The 20026-nt window shown below is 59.7% G+C and carries 16 protein-coding genes; 4 read left to right on the plus strand and 12 right to left on the minus strand.

Annotated features, from left to right (window positions below; all coding sequences use genetic code 11):
* Window positions 1–454: 454 nt before the first annotated feature.
* The 6 genes from proY to phoB all read right to left on the minus strand — a co-directional run bounded on the left by proY (window position 455) and on the right by phoB (window position 7843).
* The gene (gene proY, locus LZU96_RS15795) at window positions 455–1807 is read right to left on the minus strand and encodes a proline-specific permease ProY (protein ID WP_233985140.1); all 1353 of its coding nucleotides are present in this window, start codon (window positions 1805–1807) and stop codon (window positions 455–457) included.
* A gap of 70 nt (window positions 1808–1877) precedes the next feature.
* A complete protein-coding gene (gene brnQ, locus LZU96_RS15800; protein ID WP_233985141.1) occupies window positions 1878–3197 on the minus strand; it encodes a branched-chain amino acid transporter carrier protein BrnQ in 1320 nt (439 codons plus the stop codon).
* Between the two features lie 391 nt (window positions 3198–3588).
* Window positions 3589–4692, minus strand: a complete 1104-nt coding sequence (locus tag LZU96_RS15805) for a cobalamin-independent methionine synthase II family protein (RefSeq protein WP_233985142.1) — start codon at window positions 4690–4692, stop codon at window positions 3589–3591.
* 193 nt (window positions 4693–4885) lie between these two features.
* Window positions 4886–5806, minus strand: a complete 921-nt coding sequence (locus LZU96_RS15810; RefSeq protein WP_233985143.1) for a PstS family phosphate ABC transporter substrate-binding protein — start codon at window positions 5804–5806, stop codon at window positions 4886–4888.
* 19 nt (window positions 5807–5825) lie between these two features.
* Window positions 5826–7139 (minus strand): phosphate regulon sensor histidine kinase PhoR, encoded by a 1314-nt coding sequence (gene phoR, locus LZU96_RS15815; RefSeq protein WP_233985144.1) that lies wholly within the window; start codon window positions 7137–7139, stop codon window positions 5826–5828.
* A gap of 14 nt (window positions 7140–7153) precedes the next feature.
* The gene (gene phoB, locus LZU96_RS15820; protein ID WP_003852491.1) at window positions 7154–7843 is read right to left on the minus strand and encodes a phosphate response regulator transcription factor PhoB; all 690 of its coding nucleotides are present in this window, start codon (window positions 7841–7843) and stop codon (window positions 7154–7156) included.
* 195 nt (window positions 7844–8038) lie between these two features.
* Here phoB and sbcD point away from each other — a divergent pair, with 195 nt between their 5' ends.
* Both sbcD and LZU96_RS15830 read left to right on the plus strand, forming a co-directional pair.
* Complete coding sequence (sbcD, locus tag LZU96_RS15825) at window positions 8039–9238, plus strand: exonuclease subunit SbcD (RefSeq protein WP_233985145.1); 1200 nt, start codon at window positions 8039–8041, stop codon at window positions 9236–9238.
* Window positions 9235–12909, plus strand: coding sequence for an AAA family ATPase (locus LZU96_RS15830; RefSeq protein ID WP_233985146.1), 3675 nt, complete (start codon window positions 9235–9237; stop codon window positions 12907–12909). Before sbcD ends, LZU96_RS15830 begins: the two co-directional genes overlap by 4 nt.
* Before the next feature lie 30 nt (window positions 12910–12939).
* On the opposite strand, the gene LZU96_RS15835 is transcribed toward LZU96_RS15830, so the two are convergent.
* From LZU96_RS15835 to LZU96_RS15845, 3 genes are read right to left on the minus strand one after another with little or no spacing between them, the layout of a single operon-like run.
* Window positions 12940–13596, minus strand: coding sequence for a DUF799 domain-containing protein (locus LZU96_RS15835; RefSeq protein WP_233985147.1), 657 nt, complete (start codon window positions 13594–13596; stop codon window positions 12940–12942).
* Window positions 13593–13952, minus strand: coding sequence for a DUF4810 domain-containing protein (locus tag LZU96_RS15840; RefSeq protein WP_233985148.1), 360 nt, complete (start codon window positions 13950–13952; stop codon window positions 13593–13595). Before LZU96_RS15840 ends, LZU96_RS15835 begins: the two co-directional genes overlap by 4 nt.
* Window positions 13953–13963: 11 nt before the next feature.
* On the minus strand, window positions 13964–14641 hold the full coding sequence (locus tag LZU96_RS15845; RefSeq protein WP_233985149.1) for a CsgG/HfaB family protein: 678 nt from the start codon (window positions 14639–14641) through the stop codon (window positions 13964–13966).
* Between the two features lie 152 nt (window positions 14642–14793).
* On the opposite strand from LZU96_RS15845, the gene LZU96_RS15850 reads away from it, so the two are divergent.
* Window positions 14794–15222 carry a cell envelope integrity TolA C-terminal domain-containing protein gene (locus tag LZU96_RS15850; RefSeq protein ID WP_233985150.1) on the plus strand — a complete coding sequence of 143 codons (429 nt, stop codon included), beginning with the start codon at window positions 14794–14796 and terminating at the stop codon, window positions 15220–15222.
* Here LZU96_RS15850 and LZU96_RS15855 read toward each other — a convergent pair.
* Together LZU96_RS15855 and LZU96_RS15860 are read right to left on the minus strand one after the other, a co-directional pair.
* Complete coding sequence (locus LZU96_RS15855; RefSeq protein ID WP_233985151.1) at window positions 15182–16252, minus strand: AraC family transcriptional regulator; 1071 nt, start codon at window positions 16250–16252, stop codon at window positions 15182–15184. The two genes, LZU96_RS15850 and LZU96_RS15855, sit on opposite strands and share 41 nt — an antisense overlap.
* Before the next feature lie 147 nt (window positions 16253–16399).
* Window positions 16400–17404, minus strand: a complete 1005-nt coding sequence (locus LZU96_RS15860) for a phosphotransferase enzyme family protein (protein WP_233988216.1) — start codon at window positions 17402–17404, stop codon at window positions 16400–16402.
* A 256-nt stretch (window positions 17405–17660) separates the two neighbouring features.
* On the opposite strand from LZU96_RS15860, the gene eat reads away from it, so the two are divergent.
* Window positions 17661–19025 (plus strand): ethanolamine permease, encoded by a 1365-nt coding sequence (gene eat / locus LZU96_RS15865; RefSeq protein WP_233985152.1) that lies wholly within the window; start codon window positions 17661–17663, stop codon window positions 19023–19025.
* A 43-nt stretch (window positions 19026–19068) separates the two neighbouring features.
* On the opposite strand, the gene mak is transcribed toward eat, so the two are convergent.
* The gene (gene mak / locus LZU96_RS15870) at window positions 19069–19980 is read right to left on the minus strand and encodes a fructokinase (RefSeq protein WP_233985153.1); all 912 of its coding nucleotides are present in this window, start codon (window positions 19978–19980) and stop codon (window positions 19069–19071) included.
* Window positions 19981–20026: the final 46 nt, after the last annotated feature.

Consider the following 20026-nt stretch of genomic DNA (forward strand, 5'->3'; position numbering starts at 1 on the left):
GTGGCTGTGCAGCGCTGCCACGATTAATTAATTGAATCAGCGCGGGCGGGGAGTTTTCTTATTTAAAATAGCCTGGCTACCAGCGGCGTTAATTTTGTTTTACGATAACCCCGTCAATCATCCCTTTTTATTTCTCTGATTCTCTTGAATATTTCGGCGACTGGTTTCGCCGTTTTTTTATTTGTTCGCCGCTCCCTGCCATGCACTCATCCTCCAGCCTGACCTCCTCACCGCCGGGTTTTACCTGACGGCCAGCTCAATCCCTGTCAATCATCCGTTGCCCACGCTAAAGGATATTCCACCCTCTGTAACCTGCCGCCGTCACGCCTGTTCTGGCGCAGAGAGGTTGCTAAGAAGATGATGCCGGGAAGGTCAAAGGTTGGGATCAGGGAAGAGAATGGCAGAGGCGGCATGACGCCTGCGGCTCCCCGGATGCCGGGGAGCCGCAAAGGGATTAGTGTGGCTTACGCACCAGCTTATAGCCCAGCAGCAGCACCACTATCCACACCACGCCGACATAGAGCGACACCCGGGTATCCGGGAAATAGCCAATCAGCGCAATGATGAAGCAGAGGAAGGCGACACCGACACCGGCGGTCCAGCTGCCGCCTGGCAGCGCGAACTTCAGCTGGCTGGCGGCCTGTTTGCCGATTTTGCGGCGGAAGGCGATCTGCGACAGCAGAATCATGATCCACACCCAGACCGTGGCAAAGGTCGCCAGCGAGGCGATCACCAGGAACACCTTCTCCGGCATCAGGTAGTTGAGATAGACCGCAATCAGCATCGCGAACATCATCACCACCACCGTCACCCACGGAATGCCGCGGGAAGAGACTTTCATAAACATCTTCGGTGCATGTCCCTGCTGGGCCATACCGTGCAGCATACGGCCCACGCCAAACACGTCGCTGTTAATGGCGGAGAGTGAGGCGGTCAGCACCACAAAATTCAGAATCGAGGCCGCCGCCGCAATTCCCAGATGCTGGAAGGTCAGCACAAACGGACTGCCAGAGGTGCCTACCTGGTTCCACGGATAGATCGACATAATCACAAACAGGGTGCCGACATAAAACACCAGGATGCGCCACGGCACCGAGTTAATGGCACGGGGAATCGACTTCTCCGGGTCCTTCGCTTCCCCGGCGGTGATACCGATAATTTCGATCCCGCCGTAAGCAAACATCACCATTTGCAGCGACAGCAGCATCCCGACCACGCCGTGGGCAAAGAAGCCGCCGTTGGTCCACAGATTGTGGATGCCGGTCGGCTGGCCACCGTTGCCGATGCCCCAGATAATCATGCCGAAACCGGCGAGGATCATCACGATAATGGTGGCGACCTTAAAGAAGGAGAACCAGAACTCCACTTCGCCGAACACCTTCACGCTCATCAGGTTGACCGCGCCGATAATCAGCACCACGCTCAGTACCCAAATCCAGTGCGGCACCTCAGGAAACCAGACGCCCATATAGATGCCGAACGCCGTCACATCGGCGATCGCCACAATCAGGATTTCAAAGCAGTAAGTCCAGCCGGTGATGTAACCGGCCATCGGGCCGAGATAGTCCTGGGCGTAGCGTGAGAAGGAGCTGGCCTGGGGATTGTTGACGGACATCTCGCCCAGCGCGCGCATGATGATGTAGGCCACTGCCCCGCCGATAATATAGGCGAGCAGCACGCTGGGTCCGGCCATTTTGATCGCATCGGCGGAACCGTAAAACAGCCCGGTGCCAATCGCCGATCCCAGCGCCATAAAGCGGATGTGGCGCGTGCTCAGTCCGCGTTTGAGCTTGTTGGTTTCTTGCATAACAACCTGTACCTGTGAAATGAAAAAACCACGGGCAAGCCCGTGGTTAAAGAAAAATCAGTGCCGTCTGTTACGAGTGAACGGTGACCTGTTCGCGTCCCTTAACCCGATCGACCACGGCGGCAATCAGCAGCATCACCAGCGATGGCGGCAACCAGGCAAGACCCTGATCGGCCAGCGGCAGATGCTGACTGAATGCAGGCAGCAAATCTTTAAACCCGGTAGTTTTAATCGCATCCACAATACCGAACAGCAGGCTGATCAGCATAGCAGGCGCGATAATCCGGCTGCTCTTGTTCCACCAGTTCAGGGTGAAGCTCAGCACCACCAGCACGATACAGGGCGGATAAATTGCCGTCAGTACCGGGATGGAAATCTGAATCAGGTGGCTCAGGCCGAGGTTCGACACCACCATCGAGAACAGACCAAGGATAAACACCAGCGTTTTATACGACAACGGCAGGTATTGCGCAAAAAATTCCGCACAGGCGCAGGTCAGACCCACGGCAGTGACCATACAGGCGATGAAGATCAGCGTGGCCAGGAAGAAGCTGCCCATGTTACCAAAGGTGTGCTGAACATAGGCATGCAGAATCGCTGCACCGTTGGCGTTTTGATCCACCAGCGCCCCGCTGCCCGCGCCCAGTTTAAACAGGCAGAGATAAACCAGCGTCAGGCCAACACCGGCAATCAGGCCGGCCAGCACGGTATAGCGCGTCAGCAGCGCGGCATTATCTACGCCGCGTGAACGGGCAGCATTGACGATGACGATGCCAAACACCAGCGCGCCCAGCGTATCCATGGTCAGATAACCATTAACAAAGCCGCTGGAGAAGGCCGCACGCTGATAATCGGCCGTGGCCGGAATGGTGCCGCCTGCTGGCCACACCAGCGCGGCAACGCCCAGCACGGTCAGCGCCACAATTTTCAGCGGTGCCAGGAAGTGGCCCACGGTATCGAGCAGTTTGCCTGGATAAAGCGACACGCCAATCACCAGCGTAAAGTAGACCAGACTGTAGATAAACAGCGGCATCGCGCCTTCACCGGTCAGCGGGGCAATCCCCATCTCAAACGAGACGGTCGCGGTGCGCGGCGTGGCGAACAGCGGCCCGACCGCCAGATAGCAGACGGTGGCCAGCACCAGACCGGCAACCTTACCGATAGGCGTACTGAGCGCATCGACGCCGCCGCCGACGCGCGCCAGCGCGACCACGGTCATTACCGGCAGACCCACAGCGGTGATCAGAAAGCCAATAGCGGCGGTCCAGACGTGTTCACCAGACTGGATGCCCACCATCGGCGGGAAAATGATGTTGCCCGCGCCAACAAACAGGGCAAATGTCATGAAGCCCAGCGCGAGAATGTCTTTCGAAGTTAAACGATGTGTCATACGGCCTGTCACTGATGTTGCGGTGGAAGTTGAGTGAGTGTTGTCCCCTTGCTGCGTTAAAACCCCGACCAGCCAGCCAATGTCAGCGCATTATGCTCGTCGTGAGGTGAAGCGCAGGTGATTTAAACTGCTTTTTTTCTGTTCACGGAGGGATGGATCGACAACGGGGCTAAGTAAAACGTTTATAGCGGGGAAAGGCAATACGGGATCGGAAAACCAGAAGGATATCCCGCTATTTAGAACGGAGCCAGTGGATAGCGTTGATTTTTAGCGCAGGCACCCAAGATGATGTGCCTAAATAATAAACAGACCGCGAGAATTACCCGCATCAGGCCGCTGATAAATGCACAAAAGGCGCGTTTTACGCGCCTGTTTGCACAGCTTTACAGCATTACCACACCTGTTTTGCGATATCGACCACCAGCCGAATCTTCTGCCACTGCTGATCTTCGCTCAGGCTGTTGCCCTCTTCGGTGGAAGCAAAGCCGCACTGCGGGCTAAGGCAGATCTGGCTGAGGCTCACATATTGTGCGGCTTCGGCCAGTCGCGCTTTCACCTGCGCCGGATCTTCCAGTTCACCCGATTTGGTGGTGATCAGACCCAGTACCACCTGCTGATGTCCCGGCTTAATGAAGCGCAGCGGCTCGAAACCGCCGGAGCGGGCATTATCATATTCCAGGAAGAAGGCGTCGACGTTGACGCTGCCAAACAGGATCTCCGCCACCGGCTCGTAGCCGCCTTCTGAGATCCAGGTTGAACGGAAATTGCCGCGACAGACATGCAGGCCCACGGTCAGGTCGGCCGGTTTATCTTCCAGCGCCTTGTTCAGCACCTGCGCATAGGTCCGCGCCAGCGCTTCCGGATCGTCGCCACGCGCCCGGATCTCACGCTTCTGATCTTCTGAGCAGAGGTAGGCCCAGACGGTGTCATCCAGCTGCAGATAACGGCAGCCCGCATCGTAAAACGCTTTGATCGCATCTTTGTAAGTCTGGGCCAGATCGTCAAAGTAATCCGCCAGATCCGGGTAAACCTGCGCGTCGATCACTTTGCGCCCGCCGCGGAAGTGCAGCACGCTGGGGCTGGGAATGGTCATTTTCGGCACGGCGTCACCGGCAACGCTTTGCAGGAAACGGAAGTGATCCAGCATCGGATGGCTGGAAAAGCCGAGCTTGCTTACCACTTTCACGCCATGGGCTTTGGTCTGCACACCGTTGAACTGAATCCCCTGCTCGGCTTCATATGCTTCTACCCCATCCAGGCCGTAGAAAAAGTCGAAGTGCCACCAGCCGCGACGAAACTCGCCATCGGTCACCACCTGCAGACCATTTTCACGCTGCTTCGCGACCACATCACGAATGGCGTCATCTTCAACCTGGCGCAGGGCGGCGGCATCAATCTCTCCGGCAGCAAACTGCTCACGCGCCTGCTTAATGGCGGCGGGACGGAGGAAACTGCCAACGGTATCGGCACGGAACGGGGCGGTTTGTCTTTGCATGATCACTCCTGACTCGCCTGCCGATGGTTACGGCAGGAAATAATTGCATTCTGATATAAATAGACATCTGGATGGCTAAACGTCTAAGCGGAGAGTGACATGGGTTGCGTTCCGTTGCAACAGAAGAAAATTCAACAGACGTGAAGAAAATTCATGTTGATGGCAGCAAGGCGGCAGCGCATCGCCGTTACCATCAGTGCAGCGCTGCGCGTGCCTCTGCCATCTGACGATCAGAGAGCGGCAGGTAACCCGCTTCGCTGACGCGACGCTGTCCCTGCACCGAGAGCACCTGTTGCAGAAAGGCGGCGACCAGCGGCGGTAACGGCTTACCCGGTGCCTTGTTGACGTAGAGATAGAGCGGACGCGCCCACGGATAGCGGCCGCTGCGGATCGCTTCCGCATCGGGTGGCACAGCTTCGCCCTGCGGGTTAACCACCGACAGCATCTTTACGCCGCTGAGATGGAAGCCAAAACTGGCGTAGCCAATGCTGCGGGGATTGCCGGCCACCGCCTGCACCACCGCCGCCGATCCGGGAAATTCCGCGACGTCGTTGCGAAAATCGCCCTGACAGAGCACCTGCTGCTTGAAGAAACCCCAGGTGCCTGAGGCGGAGTTGCGGCCGTAGCGCTGGATGGGTCGTCGGGCCCACCCGGCGCCCTGGGCACCGAGATCGCCCCAGCGCTGCGGCACTGACGTTGCGCCGCACAGTCGGGTAATGGAGAAGATGGCGTCGAGCTGACGCGGCGTGATCTGCTGTAGCGGGTTGCGCTGATTCACCACCACCACTAGCGCATCCATGGCCACCGGCACCGCCAGCGGCGGATAACCATAGCGCGCTTCAAACGCCTGACGCTCATCTGCCTGCATCGGCCGGCTCATCGGGCCGAGCTGCGCGGCGCCAGCCGCCAGCGCCGTGGGTGCGGTCGAGGAGCCGGATGCCTGCACCTGCACATTGACCCCCGGTGCCTGTCGGCTGAAATCCTCACCCCACAGCGTCATCAGATAACCGAGAGTATCGGAGCCAACGCTGCTGAGGTTGCCCGACAGCGCGCCGGACTGTGCCAGCGCCATGCCCGGCAGCAGCGTAACGATCAATAAAAGAAAGAGGCGCATCAGGGAGATCCGGCAGCGATTAATGAACGGCATTCTCCTGCATCCCACCGCTGACAATCAACCTTGCTGGCAGGGTAAAGGTAAAACAGGTCTCCTGATGCGGCACGCTGGTGATATCCAGCCGCGCATTATGGTGGCTCAGGGCATGTTTCACGATCGCCAGCCCCAGCCCGCTGCCGCCGGTGGCGCGCGATCGCGCTTTATCGACCCGGTAGAAGCGCTCGGTGAGACGGGGAATATGTTCCGCGGCGATGCCCGGTCCATTGTCGCAGACCCGGAAGGTGGCGCCCTGCTTGCTGCGCAGCCAGCTGATATCGATGCGGGTACCGTCTGGCGTGTGGTTCACCGCGTTGTAGACCAGATTGGAGATAGCACTGCGCAGCTGCTCATCGTTGCCGAACACTTTCAGATGCGGGTCGGTATGGAAATGGAGGTCGTGCCGCCCGTTGCTCAGGGTCGCGGCCTCATGCTGCAGCAGCTTCAGCATCACCGGCACGTCAACCTTCTCTTTCAGGTCGATCGCCGGTGCGGCTTCAATTCGCGACAGCGTCAGCAGCTGTTTGACCAGGCTGTCCATGCGGCGCGTCTGCTCCGACATGGTGTGCAGCGCTTTGCCGCGCGAACGCTCGTTCATCACCGAGTCGTTCATCATCTCCAGATAGCCCTGCAGCACCGTCAGCGGAGTCCGCAGCTCATGGCTGACGTTGGCAAAGAAATTACGCCGCGCGCCTTCCAGCTGATGCATCTGCGTCACGTCGCGCGCCACCAGCAGCCACTGCCCTTCGCTGTAGGGCATGACGCGAAACTCCATGTGATACTGGTTATTCAGCACCAGCGTTAACGGCTTATCGAAATCACGCTGGCGGATATAGCGCGAGAACTCCGGGTAACGCAGCAGGTTAAGGATGTTCTGGCCATTATCTTCCGGCCAGCGTAGCCCGAGATGCTGTTGCGCCAGCCCGTTGCACCAGAAGATGGTGCCCTCTTCGGTGGTGAGGATCACCGCATCCGGCAGCGACTCGGCGCCGCTGCGAAAGCGTTTAATCAGGTTGCCGAGCTCACGCCGCCGCCGCCGGTTGCGTAACTGCATCTGATAAAGCCCGTAAAACAGCGGTTCCCAGCTGGCGCGTCCGGCAGGCGGCGTCATGGTACGATCGAGCCATAACCAGTGCGACAGCCGCATCAGGTTGTGAAAATGCCACAGCAGCACCGCCAGCACGCTCAGCAGCAGCCACCACGGCAGATAGCCGAACAGCAGACCGAGCAGCAACGCAGGCAAACAGGCCAGCAGCAGTTCTGACAGTAATCTCTTCCAGGAGAGGCGTTCCAGCACGGTGAAAACTCCGTTTAGTAGCGGGCAGAGAAACGATACCCTGTTCCACGGACGGTTTGTACCATGCGATCGTGGCCGGAGACTTCCAGCGCTTTACGTAAACGGCGAATGTGAACATCGACGGTGCGATCTTCAACATACACATTGGTGCCCCAGACGTGGTTCAGCAACTGTTCGCGGCTGTAGACCCGCTCCGGGTGCGTCATAAAGAAGTGCAGCAGTTTGTATTCGGTCGGTCCCATTTCCAGCGGCGTGGTTTCCGACATCACCCGATGCGAGGAGGGGTCCAGACTCAGCCCCTGCATCTCAATCACCTCTTCCACCGCCATCGGAGAGATACGGCGCATGACCGCTTTGATGCGCGCCATCAGCTCTTTCGGCGAAAAAGGCTTGGTGATGTAATCGTCAGCACCGACTTCCAGCCCGCGCACCCGGTCTTCCTCTTCACCGCGGGCGGTCAGCATCATCACCGGGATATCACGGGTCATCGCTTCGCGTTTCAGGTGTTTGATAAACTGAATGCCGCTGCCGCCAGGTAACATCCAGTCCAGCAGGATCAGATCGGGCCAGGGTTCAATCAGCTTACCCACTGCGCTGTCATAATCTTCCGCCTCGATTGGCTGATAGTCGTTCTGCTCCAGAACAAAACACAACATTTCACGGATTGGGGCTTCATCTTCCACAACCAAAATGCGCTTAGCCATTATTACTCCTGCTGATATGACGGCTGTCACTGAGATTCGCGGCGCCATTATGCGTCAGATTTGTGACACTTTTATGAAAAACATAACCCGCCTGTAACCCCGTTGGTAATCATTTATGACAGCGCAGCGACAATTTTTTGCTTTGGCCGCAGAGCCAGTATAATCGCCGGGCGAATCACAACGGCAGGGACTCTTATGCGCATCATTCATACTGCGGACTGGCATCTGGGGCAGTTCTTTTACAACAAAAGTCGGGCGGCGGAACATCAGGCGTTTCTCGACTGGCTGTTGATCCAGATTGAACAGCATCAGGTGGATGCGTTAATCGTCGCCGGCGATCTGTTCGATACCGGCACCCCGCCCAGCTACGCGCGCGAAATGTTCAACCGCTTTGTGGTGGCGCTGCAACCCAGCGGCTGCCAGCTGATTGTGCTGGCGGGTAATCACGACTCGGTGGCGACGCTCAATGAGTCGCGCGAGCTGCTCGCCTGTCTGAATACCCGGGTGATCGCCACGCCGCAGGCGGAGAGTGACGTGATGGTGCTCACTACCCGTCAGGGCGAACCGGGCGTGCGGCTGTGCGCCATTCCTTACCTGCGACCGCGCGACATCCTGCGCAGCCGCGCCGGTCAGTCCGGACGTGACAAGCAGACGTCGCTGCTGGAGGCGATTGCTCACCACTATCAGCAGCGCGTTGCCGCCGCACGGGCGCTGGAGCCGGCACTGCCGATCGTGGCGACCGGCCATCTCACCACCGTCGGCGTCAGCCAGAGCGACTCGGTGCGTGACATCTATATCGGCACGCTGGACGCCTTTCCGGCCTCCGCCTTTCCGGACGCTGATTACATCGCGCTGGGCCACATTCATCGTGCTCAGCGGGTAGCGGGCAGTGAGCATATCCGCTACAGCGGCTCGCCGATTCCGCTCAGTTTTGATGAGCTGGGCAGTGAAAAAAGCGTCTTCCTGCTGGAATTTACCGCCAGCGGTCTGCAATCGGTGAGCCCGCTGGTGGTGCCGCAGGTGCAGCCGATGCAGGTGCTGAAAGGCTCGCTGGCGCAGATTGCGCAGCAGCTCAGCGCATTCAGCGACGTGCCGCAGGAAAAGCCGACCTGGCTGGATATCGAAGTCACGACCCAGGAGTACCTCAGCGATCTGCAGCGACAGGTGGAAACCCTGACCGCAGAACTGCCGGTGGAAGTCTTACTGTTACGCCGCAGCCGTGAGCAGCGCCAGCACAGCCTGGCACGGCTGGATAACGAAACCCTGAGCGAGCTGAAAGTGGAAGAGGTGTTTGCCCGTCGGCTGGCGCTGGATAGCGAACTGCAGCCGCAGCAGATCGACCAGATGACCACGCTATTCCGCCAGACGCTGGCCGATATCGGGGAGCCACAATGAAGATCCTCACGCTACGCTTTAAAAACCTCAACGCACTGCGTGGCGAATGGTTTATCGATTTCCGTGCCGAACCCTTTGCCAGCAACGGCCTGTTCGCGATTACCGGCGCAACCGGCGCAGGCAAAACCACCCTGCTGGATGCTATTTGTCTGGCGCTCTATCACCAGACGCCGCGCCTCGGAGCCATTTCCCAGAGTCAGAATGCGCTGATGACCCGCGACTGCGCCGAGTGTCTGGCCGAAGTCGAATTTGAGATCAAAGGCGAAGCCTGGCGCGCCTTCTGGAGCCAGAACCGCGCCCGCGGCACCGCCGACGGCAAACTGCAGGCACCACGGGTTGAGCTGGCGCGCTGTGCCGATGACACCATCGTCGCCGACAAGGTCGGCGACAAGCTCAGGCTGATCGAGACCCTCTCCGGTCTCGACTTTGAACGCTTTACCCGCTCTATGATGCTGTCACAGGGCCAGTTCGCCGCTTTCCTCAACGCCAAAGCCAGCGAACGTGCCGAACTGCTGGAGGAGCTGACCGGCACCGAAATTTACGGCCTGATCTCCATGGCGATCTATGAACGTCATAAAGAGGCCAGGACCGCGCTGGATCTGTTGCGCAGCCGGGCGGGAGCGATGGCGCTGCTGGATGATGAAACACGCACCGCGCTGCAACAGCAGATCGCCCGGCTGAGCGAGGCGGAACAGACGCTGAGCCGCGATTATCAGCAGGCTCAGCAGCAGCAGCAGTGGCAGCAACAGGCGCTGCAATTAGAGCAGGAGATCGCCACGGCGAACACGGCTCTGCAGCAGGCTGAAGCAGCAGCACAGGCCGCCGAAGCGGATCGGCAGCGACTGGCGCGCAGCGAACCGGCTGAAAAACTGCGACCAGCTCTGCAACAGCGCGACCAGCTGGCGCAGGAGCAGCATGAAGTGCGCGGCCGCCAGCAGCAGCTCACCGAGGCCCATCAGCGGGCGCAGACTGAACAACAGCGCCAGCAGCAGCTTACCGCCGCGGCGCAGGCCGCCGCTGAACAGGCGCACCAGCAACAGCAGCAGCAGGAGAGCCTGCTCAACGAACAGGTCATCCCGCTTGATCAGTCACTGCGCGTGCTGCAACAACAGCTGACCCGGCAGCAGCAGGAAAAAGATCGCCAGCAGCAGCAGTACGATCAGACCCAAAGCGCGTTAACGGAACAGACCCGCCAGCTAACCGCGTTACAACAGGCGATCGCCGGGCAACAAACCCTGCGACAGCAGTTAGCCGATATGGCGCAATGGGGCGCTTTGCTGCCGCTGTGGCAGGAACGCTTCGCCCAGCTGGCGCAGCGTGAAGCGACGCTGGCCGGACTGGCCCAACAGCAGCAGCAACAGCAGCAGAAGATCGCGGCGCAGCAGGCCGAACGGGAGCAGCAGGCGCAGCAAGCATTACCGCGCCAGCAAGCCGAACAGGCCGCTGCGCAGGCGCTGCTGCAAGCGGAGCAAGCACTAACTTCGCTCCAGGAGCAGCACCCGCCAGCGGCGCTGCGTGAAGCGCTGAGCCAGCTGCACGCCAGCCGCGCGGCGCGCCAGCAGCTGCTGCTGCTCTCGACTCAGTGGCAACCGCTGCATCGGCAACAGAGTCAGCGCCAGCAGCAGCTGGCCGGGCTGGAAAAGGCCCACCAGCAGGCGGAGGTGGAATTACAGAGCCTGCGCGATCAGTGGAAACGCGAAAAACAGCAGCTGGACGATGTGGAGAAAATTTGCGCGCTGGAGCAGCAGATTGCCGATCTGTCGCACTATCGCGCCCAGCTGACGCCTGACCAGCCCTGCCCGCTGTGCGGCTCCTGCAGCCATCCGGCGATTGAGGCTTACAGCACGCTGGAAATCAGTGCCAGTCAGCAGCGGCGTGCGGCTCTGCAACAGCAGGTCGACGCGCTTCGCGAAGCGGGCACCGCCAAAAAAGAGCAACTGAAACAGTCGGCGATCCAGCAGCAGTCGCTGCGCGACGATATTGCAGAAACCCAGCGGCACATCACCGCGCTGGAGCAGCAATGGCAGGCGCTCAGCGGTGAGCTGGCACTTACCTTCACCTTGTCAGACGCTGACGCATTAGCCCAGTGGCGGCAGCAGCAAAGTGAACGGGAACAGCAGCTTGAGCAGCAACGGCTGGCGCTGGAAACCGCTGAACAGGCGCGCCAGGCGGCTAAAGACCATCATCTTCAGCAGGCGCAGATCTGGCAGCAGCATCTGCAGGCTGAGCAGCTGGCACAGCAGTCGCTGGATAACCTGCAGCAGGCACTCATCGCGCTACAACAGCACCAGCAGCAGGAACAGCATGACTGGCAGCAGGTGCAGGATGGGCTGCAACAGCAGTTCAGCCAGCATAACCTGACCTTGCCTGCCGCCGCTGAACGCGCGTCATGGCTGGAGACTCAGCAGGCCCGCTGGCAGCGCTGGCAGGAAAGTGAGCAGTTACTCGCTAACCTGCAGCCGCAGTTGCTGCGCGGCGAAACCCAGCTGGCTGCCCTGCAACAGCAGGCAGAACGGGAACAGCAGCAGCTGACCGCTCAGCAGCAGCAGTTGCACCACGAGCAGACCCGGCTCGATGAGATGCGCCAGCAGCGCCAGGCGCTGTTTGGCGATCGCGAGGTGGCTGACGCCCGTCAGCAGATGCAGCAGAGCCTCCGCCAGCACGAGGCGCAGCTCGCGCAGCTGCGGGATGGCTTACAGCAGACGCAAAGCGAGGTCAGCAGCCTGCAGGGTCAGCTGGCGATAGTGGCGAGTCAGCAGCAGACGCTTACCGCGCGCCTGGCCGAGGCGGAACAGCGGTTGCAGCAGGCGCTGGCCGCCACCGGTTTCAGTGATGAAGCCCGACTGCGCGCCGCGCTACTCGATGAACAGACGGTGCAGCAACTGCGCCAGCAGCTACAGCAGATCGATCAGCAACGGCAGCAGCAGCAGGCGCGGCTGACGGATCTGCATCAGCGGCTGGCGACCCACCAGCAGGCACAGCCTGCCGCGATGCCCGCTTCGGCCGAGGTCCTGGCGCAGCAGCTGGAACAGCTCCGGCTGGCGCTGCGTGACAATGCCAGCCAGCAGGGCCAGATCCAGCAGCAGTTGCAGAGCGATGCCCACCTGCGTGACCAGCAGCAGAGCCTGATGACGCAGATTGCCGGGGATGAAGCAGTGCTGGCGCAGTGGGGACTGCTTAACGATTTGATTGGCTCGGCCAGCGGCGATAAGTTCCGCCGCTTTGCTCAGGGCTTAACGCTGGATCATCTGGTGGCGCTGGCGAATCGCCAGCTCGATCGGCTGCATGGCCGCTATCTGTTGCAGCGTCGCGCGCAGGATCTGCTGGAGCTCGACGTGGTGGATACCTGGCAGGCTGACACGGCGCGCGATACCCGGACGCTGTCGGGTGGCGAGAGCTTCCTCGTCAGCCTGGCGCTGGCGCTGGCGTTATCTGACCTGGTCAGCCACAAGACCCGCATTGAATCGCTGTTTCTGGATGAAGGGTTTGGCACGCTGGATGCGCAAACGCTCGATACCGCGCTCGACGCGCTGGATGCGCTCAACGCCAGCGGCAAAACCATCGGCGTGATCAGCCACGTTGAAGCGATGAAAGAGCGGATACCGGTGCAGATTAAAGTGCGGAAAATGAACGGGCTGGGCTACAGCCAGCTGGAGCTGCCGCAGGGATAGCGGGCGCCGCAGCGCCCGCTCTGCCACCGATCAGCGGGCGCTGATCAGCTTATAGCGCGGGCCGGTCAGCAAACCGCCCTGCTCGTTCTGCGCCAGCAGGCGATTGCTGGTGAGACCGGCAATCGAATGGGCTTTGTCGCTGACGTTGCTGGCGATCTGGTTGATTGCCGCACTGACCAGCATGCCGACCAGACCACCGCTATTGTTGTTACCATCTTCATTGTCACTGGCGGAAGCGGAGCCCTGCCAGAGTTCTTTGCCACTGCGCAGATCCACCAGGCGCGCGGTCGCCGACACGGTGGTGACGCTGTCGATCACCCGGTAGCTGCTGCCGTACTCGCTGATGGAGATATAGAGCGCGCTATCGGCGTGAAAGATTTTATTCAGACGCGCCGGGCTGACCGCCTGGATTTCGCTGCCGCTGGTCAGGCCATTCTGCTGGAAAGTCTCTTCCACCACCGCCACCGGAAAAACGTAATAACCCGCTTCAGCCAGTGGCCGGGTAACCAGCGACGTAAGGCTGTGAGCGGCATTGATATCCGGCGCTTTGTTCTCGGCGGGTAACACCAGAATCGACGCCGGTTTACTGGCACGGAACGCGCTATAGTCATAGGGTTTTTTATGCTGCGCACAGCCGGTCAGCAGCAGCGCGGCCAGGGCGCCACACAGAACAATCAGTTTTTTCACCGGGTCACTCCTTGTTTGTTACTCATCAGAAAATCCATGTATGGGCCCGCTTCCGGAAACAGCTGCTTTTCGGTCGCAAACTGGCCGAAGGCTTTATGGGTATCGCCGGTTTTGGCGTAGAGCAGGCCGAGTTGCGCGTGCAGCCCTGGCGCAACCGGCTGGTTTGCCGCACGGGCTTTTTCAACGTCGAGATTCAGCGCGTCGATCTGCTTCAGTGGATCGCTATCCTTCTGATAGTAGCTATACAGCTGCTGCTGATAGTCGCCCCAGTAGTAAATCGTTTTCGGCGCTTTTGGCGCGCAGCCAGCCAGCAGTGCAGCCGCCATCAGCAGGCCGCCCAGTGTGATCGCTTTCATTTATGACTTCCTTATTTAGCCGGACGCCAGGCGCCGTTGTTGATTCCATCCACTAAATGATCGACTGCTTCGCGAATCGCCAGATCCATCACTTTGCCATTCAGCGTCGAGTCATAACTGCTGGTGCCGCCAAAACCGATGATCTCACGGGCTGAAAGCTGGTATTCGCCAGCGCCCTGCGCGCTGAACACCACTTCAGAGGTGGTGACATCCACCACGTTGAGATTGACTTTGGCATAGGCGATCTGGCTCTTACCGCGGCCCAGAATGCCCCACAGCTGCTGGTCACCCACTTCTTTGCGACCAAACTCGGTGATATCACCGGTGATGATATAGTTCGCGCCTTTGATATTTTGCTGACTGCGTTTGAAGTCGGCTTCCTGCTCCAGCTCTTTCAGGTTGCTGCGATCCAGTACGCTGAAACGGTTAGTCTGCTGCAGATGGGTGATCAGAATGGTTTTTGACTGATTACCCAGCCGATCAACGCCATCCGAGAAAATTCCGTTCATGTAAGCGGAGCGGTTATCAAACTGACCAACCGCAATCGGGCTGCGCACGCCCTGGTAAGCGGGCTGGCTGGCTGCACGAACCTGGGGTGCTTCAATCGCACGGGAGGATTCAGTCGCGCAGCCGCTGAGCAGCGAAGCACTGAGTAAGGTGAGTGCCGCAACGGCATATTTTTTCTGCATTTCTGTTCCATGAATAAATAATAAGAAACCGCGCTCGGGGCGGTAAATTCTGGTTCTGCCGACAGTCGGAGTAATGCCATAGCATTCGCCAGTCCGGTCTGTAGACTGTCGGCAGCAGAAGAAGAGAACTTTAATCAGAATTGGTCAGTTCAATGAATTTAATTAATATAAAGATGAAAGTGTTGCCGGGCGTAATTATTGCGATCGTCCTGAGCGGCTGCCAGCATTCTGAACCAAAGCAACGGGATAGTGTGGTCAACCTCTGTCAGCCCGCGAAGGACCCCAACAGCGCATCCTGTCAGTGGACTAATCAAATGCAGCACCGGCTGAATCAGCAGTTCAGCGATGCGGCGCGCTATGCGGGCCAGCAATGTCTGGTCCGGCTGGAGTGGCAACAGAGTGGACGCTATGCGGTGACGCAGACGCAGGGCGATGAGGCGTTGTGCTTACGGGCCTGGCAGCTGGCTGCGCAGACCAAAGGTTTGCCGCCGCCGCCGGTGCGTACTCAGCCGGCGTGGTTTGGCTTTGCGCCGCGCAAGTCTAGCTTGCCAGCCCGTGCTGGCGCCACTGACGCGGACTGATGCCGAACCAGCGCCGAAACGCGCGTGAGAAGGCGCTGACTTCCGAGTAGCCCAGCAGCAGTGCCATTTCGGAGATCGGCAGCTGCTTCTGCTGCAGATAGTGCGTCGCCATTTCGCAGCGTACCTGATCCACCAGCGCGCTGAAGCTGCAGCCCTCTTCACGCAGCCGCCGCTGCAGTGACCAGCTCGATAACCCCAGCTTATCAGCCACCTCCTCCAGCACCGGTTCGCCCTGCATCAGCGACAGGTTTACCTGTGAGCGCGCCTGCTCCACCATGCTCTGCTGTGAAGCGGCCCGATTGAGCCGCCGGATGGCATCCTGCATCACCATCAGCAACATGGGATCGCTTTCCGGCATGCTGCGCAGCAGATCGCGCTTTGGGATCACCAGCGAGTTAAAGGGCTGATCGAACCAGACCGGCGCATCAAACACTTTCCCGTGATCGTGCCACTGTTCCGGGCGCGGATGTTCAAAATGCACCTCGCGCGGTGCCCAGTTTTTACCCGCCACATGACGAATCAGATTCATGAACATCCCCAGCGTCAGCTCCGCATCCTGACGGCGCGTCAGAATCGCCCCGTGGCGAACCTGATAGTCGAGCCGCCAGCACTCTCCTTTGTCCACCAGCCGGGTTAAGGTGTCGTGCTGATGCCACGGAAAGGCGTTGACCACATTGTGTAGCGCCTGTTCCAGCGTGGCGGAACAGAGGCCGATGTAGCCAATCAGGCCTAATGACTGCGGTTTAAACTGCCTGCCGTAGTGCAAACCGAAGTTATCAAAACCGGAGTGTCGTGCCGCTTCCTCCAGCACCCGACAGTAGTTAACCAGCCCAAGGCTCAGCGTCGGGCTGGTGAGCCGCTCCGGATCGATACCGCTGATGCCGAAGATACGGTCCACGTCACCGCCACGGGTATGAATAAAATCGCTCAGGCCGGTGGCCGCAGCGGCCAGCACGCCGTGATTACCGGCCTCCGCCGCAGCGGAGCAGGCAGCAAATGCATCGGGCTGTTTTATCATCATCGGATTCATGGTCGCCTCAGTCAGATTCAGGGGAAAACCCATTAACAGACTGAGCAATTTCCGTACCAGCTTAATCCTTCAGGATTTCAGCGGGTTAGACCGCGGCGGTTGGACGCACAGCACTGCGGCGGCGCACCTGCGCCCGCCGCTGGTGCATCAGACCCCGACCGGCAACTGCTCGCTCTCCAGATAACGCCGGCAGAGCCGCACTGAATGGCGGGCCCATTCCGGACCCAGGCTCTGCGCCATCTCCGTTTCGGCGTGCGATCCTACCCACGCGGTGAGCTGGATACGGCGCTGGATCAGCAGCGTTGGCAGCATCGCCATCTCCCGATCGCTGATGTGCGACACCTGCTCGTAGCCGCGAATCCAGTGATCGATCCACTCTGCCGCCCGCGGATGATGCTCGACAAAACTGATCGCTGCCGCCAGATCGTGCAGATACCAGCCCAGCCCGCAGTCATCGAAATCGATCACCCGGGTTTCACCCTGGTGCAGCAGCAGATTAGTCAGTCGCAGATCGGCGTGGATCAGGCCAAATCGATCCGATCCTTTGCCAAACGCCGTCAGCGCCTCGCCCGCCTGAGCGATCGCCTGTTCGATGATCCCATGATCGGCGGAAGGCAGATTGGGCGCATCCTGCCAGCGTCCCCAGTGGCTCTGCGCGCTGGTCATGGTGTGGTGATCCCAGAGGATGCGCTGGAAACCAGCCGGCGGCTGCCACTGTTTACTGTGCTGATGCAGCCGGGCCGTAATCTGCCCCAGTTGCTGAAAGGCGCGCGGGTCCACCTCGGTGGTCGGCATCTCGCCGTCGATCCAGTGAAACAGCACCACATACCGCTCGCCACCGTCCGGCAAACGCAGCGTCAGTACCCTTTCGCCCTGGCTGTCCGGCACCGCCTCGGGTACTACGATGCCGGTTTCGCGCAGCGCGTCCAGCCACAGCAGCTCGCTGAGGATATCCGCTTTTTGATGGTAGTCGCCGCGATGCAGCCGCAGCGCATAACGCCGGCTGCCCGCCTGCAGCAGAAACGTGGCGTTCTCCGAACGACACAGCAGCCGCAGGGTGCCCTGCAGTGCGGCGGGATAACAGCCCAGCGCCTGCTGTGCCAGTGCGGTAAGTTGAGAATCAGTCAGGTTGTCATATTGTTTCGCGCTCATCATTCCGGCTCCTGTCACTTGCGTAACCTCAGCATGCGTTGCCAGAACCTGAGCTGCTTGACCGCAGAGGAGTCAAAGTTGACCGCAGCGTGCATCTGGCCCGGTGTTGCCTGTGAGTTGACCGTGGAGGACAGCATTGACCGCGCCGGCGTCAAGTCGCGGCCCGTCAGGCAACGGCATTATCCCTTCACTGTAGCGTAAACCATGAGGTGCGGTATCACTGCCGCGCGGCACCAACAACGACGGGGATAACAGTATGACAAACAGACTCAAGCCCACGCTGGGCACCCTGCATCTGTGGGGAATTGCGGTTGGCCTGGTTATCTCAGGCGAATATTTTGGCTGGAGTTACGGCTGGGCGGTGGCGGGCACGCTGGGCTTCCTGGTCACCACCGCGCTGATAGCCACGCTCTATACCTGCTTTATTTTCAGCTTTACCGAGCTGACCACCGCAATTCCTCACGCCGGCGGGCCGTTTGCCTACAGCCGCCGCGCCTTTGGCGAAACCGGCGGGCTGATTGCCGGTCTGGCCACGCTGATTGAGTTCGTCTTTGCGCCACCGGCGATTGCGATGGCAATTGGTGCCTACCTCAACGTGCAGTATCCGGCACTCAACCCGAAAACCGCCGCGGTCGGCGCTTATCTGCTGTTTATGACGCTGAATATTCTTGGCGTAAAACTGGCGGCGATGTTCGAGCTGGTGGTGACCATTCTGGCGGTGATTGAGCTGCTGGTGTTTATGGGCGTGGTCTCGCCCGGTTTCAGCCTGGCGAACTTTGCCGCGCACGGCTGGGCCGGCAGCGACAGCTTCGGTATGCCGGCGTTTTCCGGTATTTTTGCCGCAATCCCATTCGCCATCTGGTTTTTCCTTGCCATTGAAGGTGCTGCGATGGCGGCGGAAGAGGCGAAAGATCCGACCCGTACCATCCCGCGAGCCTATATCAGCGGCATTCTGACGCTGGTGGTGCTGGCAATTGGCGTGATGCTGATGGCGGGCGGCGCGGGTGACTGGCGTAAACTGTCCGACATCAACGATCCCCTGCCGCAGGCGATGAAAATGATCGTCGGCGAACACTCTAACTGGATGCACATGCTGGTGTGGATCGGCCTGTTTGGCCTGATCGCCAGCTTCCACGGCATCATCCTCGGCTATTCACGCCAGTTCTTTGCGCTGGCCCGCGCCGGCTATCTGCCGCCCGGGCTGGCGAAACTGTCGCGCTTTCAGACGCCGCATCGCGCCATTATTACCGGCGGGATACTGGGGATCGCCGCCATTTACAGCGACGGAATTATTAATCTGCAGGGGATGACGCTGACGGCGGCGATGATCACTATGGCGGTGTTCGGCGCCATTGTGATGTATATCATGAGTATGCTGAGCCTGTTCCGGCTGCGCCGTTCGGCACCGGATCTGGCGCGCAGCTTCCGTGCGCCAGGTTATCCGATCGTACCGGGCATCGCCCTGCTGTTATCGGTGATCTGCCTGCTGGCGATGCTGTGGTTTAACCCGGTGATCGGCGCGCTGTTCGTCGCCTTTATGCTGGTGGGCTATCTCTACTTCCTGGCGACTAAGGCACAGCGCGATCGCGCGCCGCAGGACAGTATGCTGGTGGGTGAATAGCAGGGCGCGGCCTGAGGTCGCGCCCCGGACAGGCTAGCTAAAATCAGTGGTTGAGCGGCCAGAGCCAGGCTGCTCCACGCACGCCACTCGAATCGCCGTGTTGCGCCTTCAGCACCGGCGTTTCGCATTCGCCACCGAATACCCATTTTTTCATCAGCGTCGGCACCGTCTGATAGAGACGATCCACATTGCTCATGCCGCCGCCCAGCACGATCACGTCCGGATCGATCAGATTCACCACCTGCGCCAGCGATTTTGCCAGCCGCAGTTCATATCGGCTCATCGCCAGTTCAGCGATCGGATCCTGCTGTTCCAGCAGCGCCACGATCTCCGCCCCTTTACGTGACACGCCGCTCAGCCGCTGATAATCAATACCGAAACCGGTGCCTGAGACGAAGGTCTCAATACAGCCCTGCTGCCCGCAATAACAGGGCACTTCCTGCCGATAGCGCAGCTCATCTTCATCCATCCACGGCAGCGGATTGTGGCCCCACTCGCCAGCATTGCCGTTACCGCCGATACGAGACTGGCCGTTGATTGCGATCCCGGCACCCGATCCGGTGCCGATGATCACCGCAAACACCAGCGGCTGTCCGGCACCCGCTCCGTCAACCGCCTCGGAAACGGCGAGACAATTCGCGTCGTTGGCGATGCGCACGTCACGATTCAGCGCCTGCGCCAGATCTTTATCCAGCGGCTGACCGTTAAGCCAGGTGGAGTTGGCATTTTTGACCCGCTTGCTGTAGGGCGAAATCGTGCCGGGAATACCGAGGCCAACGGTGCCGGTCTGACCGGTTTTCTGCTCTGCCAGCCTGACCAGATCGACAATCGCCTGGACCGTTGCCTGATAGTCATCACGCGGGGTATTGACCCGGTGACGAAACAGCTCCTGTCCGGCGTTGGATAACGCAATCACTTCTGTCTTGGTGCCACCCAAATCAATGCCTATGCGCACGGTTTATTCCTCGTTATTCGTTCAGGTGGAACATACAGTAGAAGGC

Origin of the sequence: Pantoea agglomerans, from assembly GCF_021397715.1 — a bacterium.
Lineage (GTDB): Bacteria > Pseudomonadota > Gammaproteobacteria > Enterobacterales > Enterobacteriaceae > Pantoea > Pantoea astica.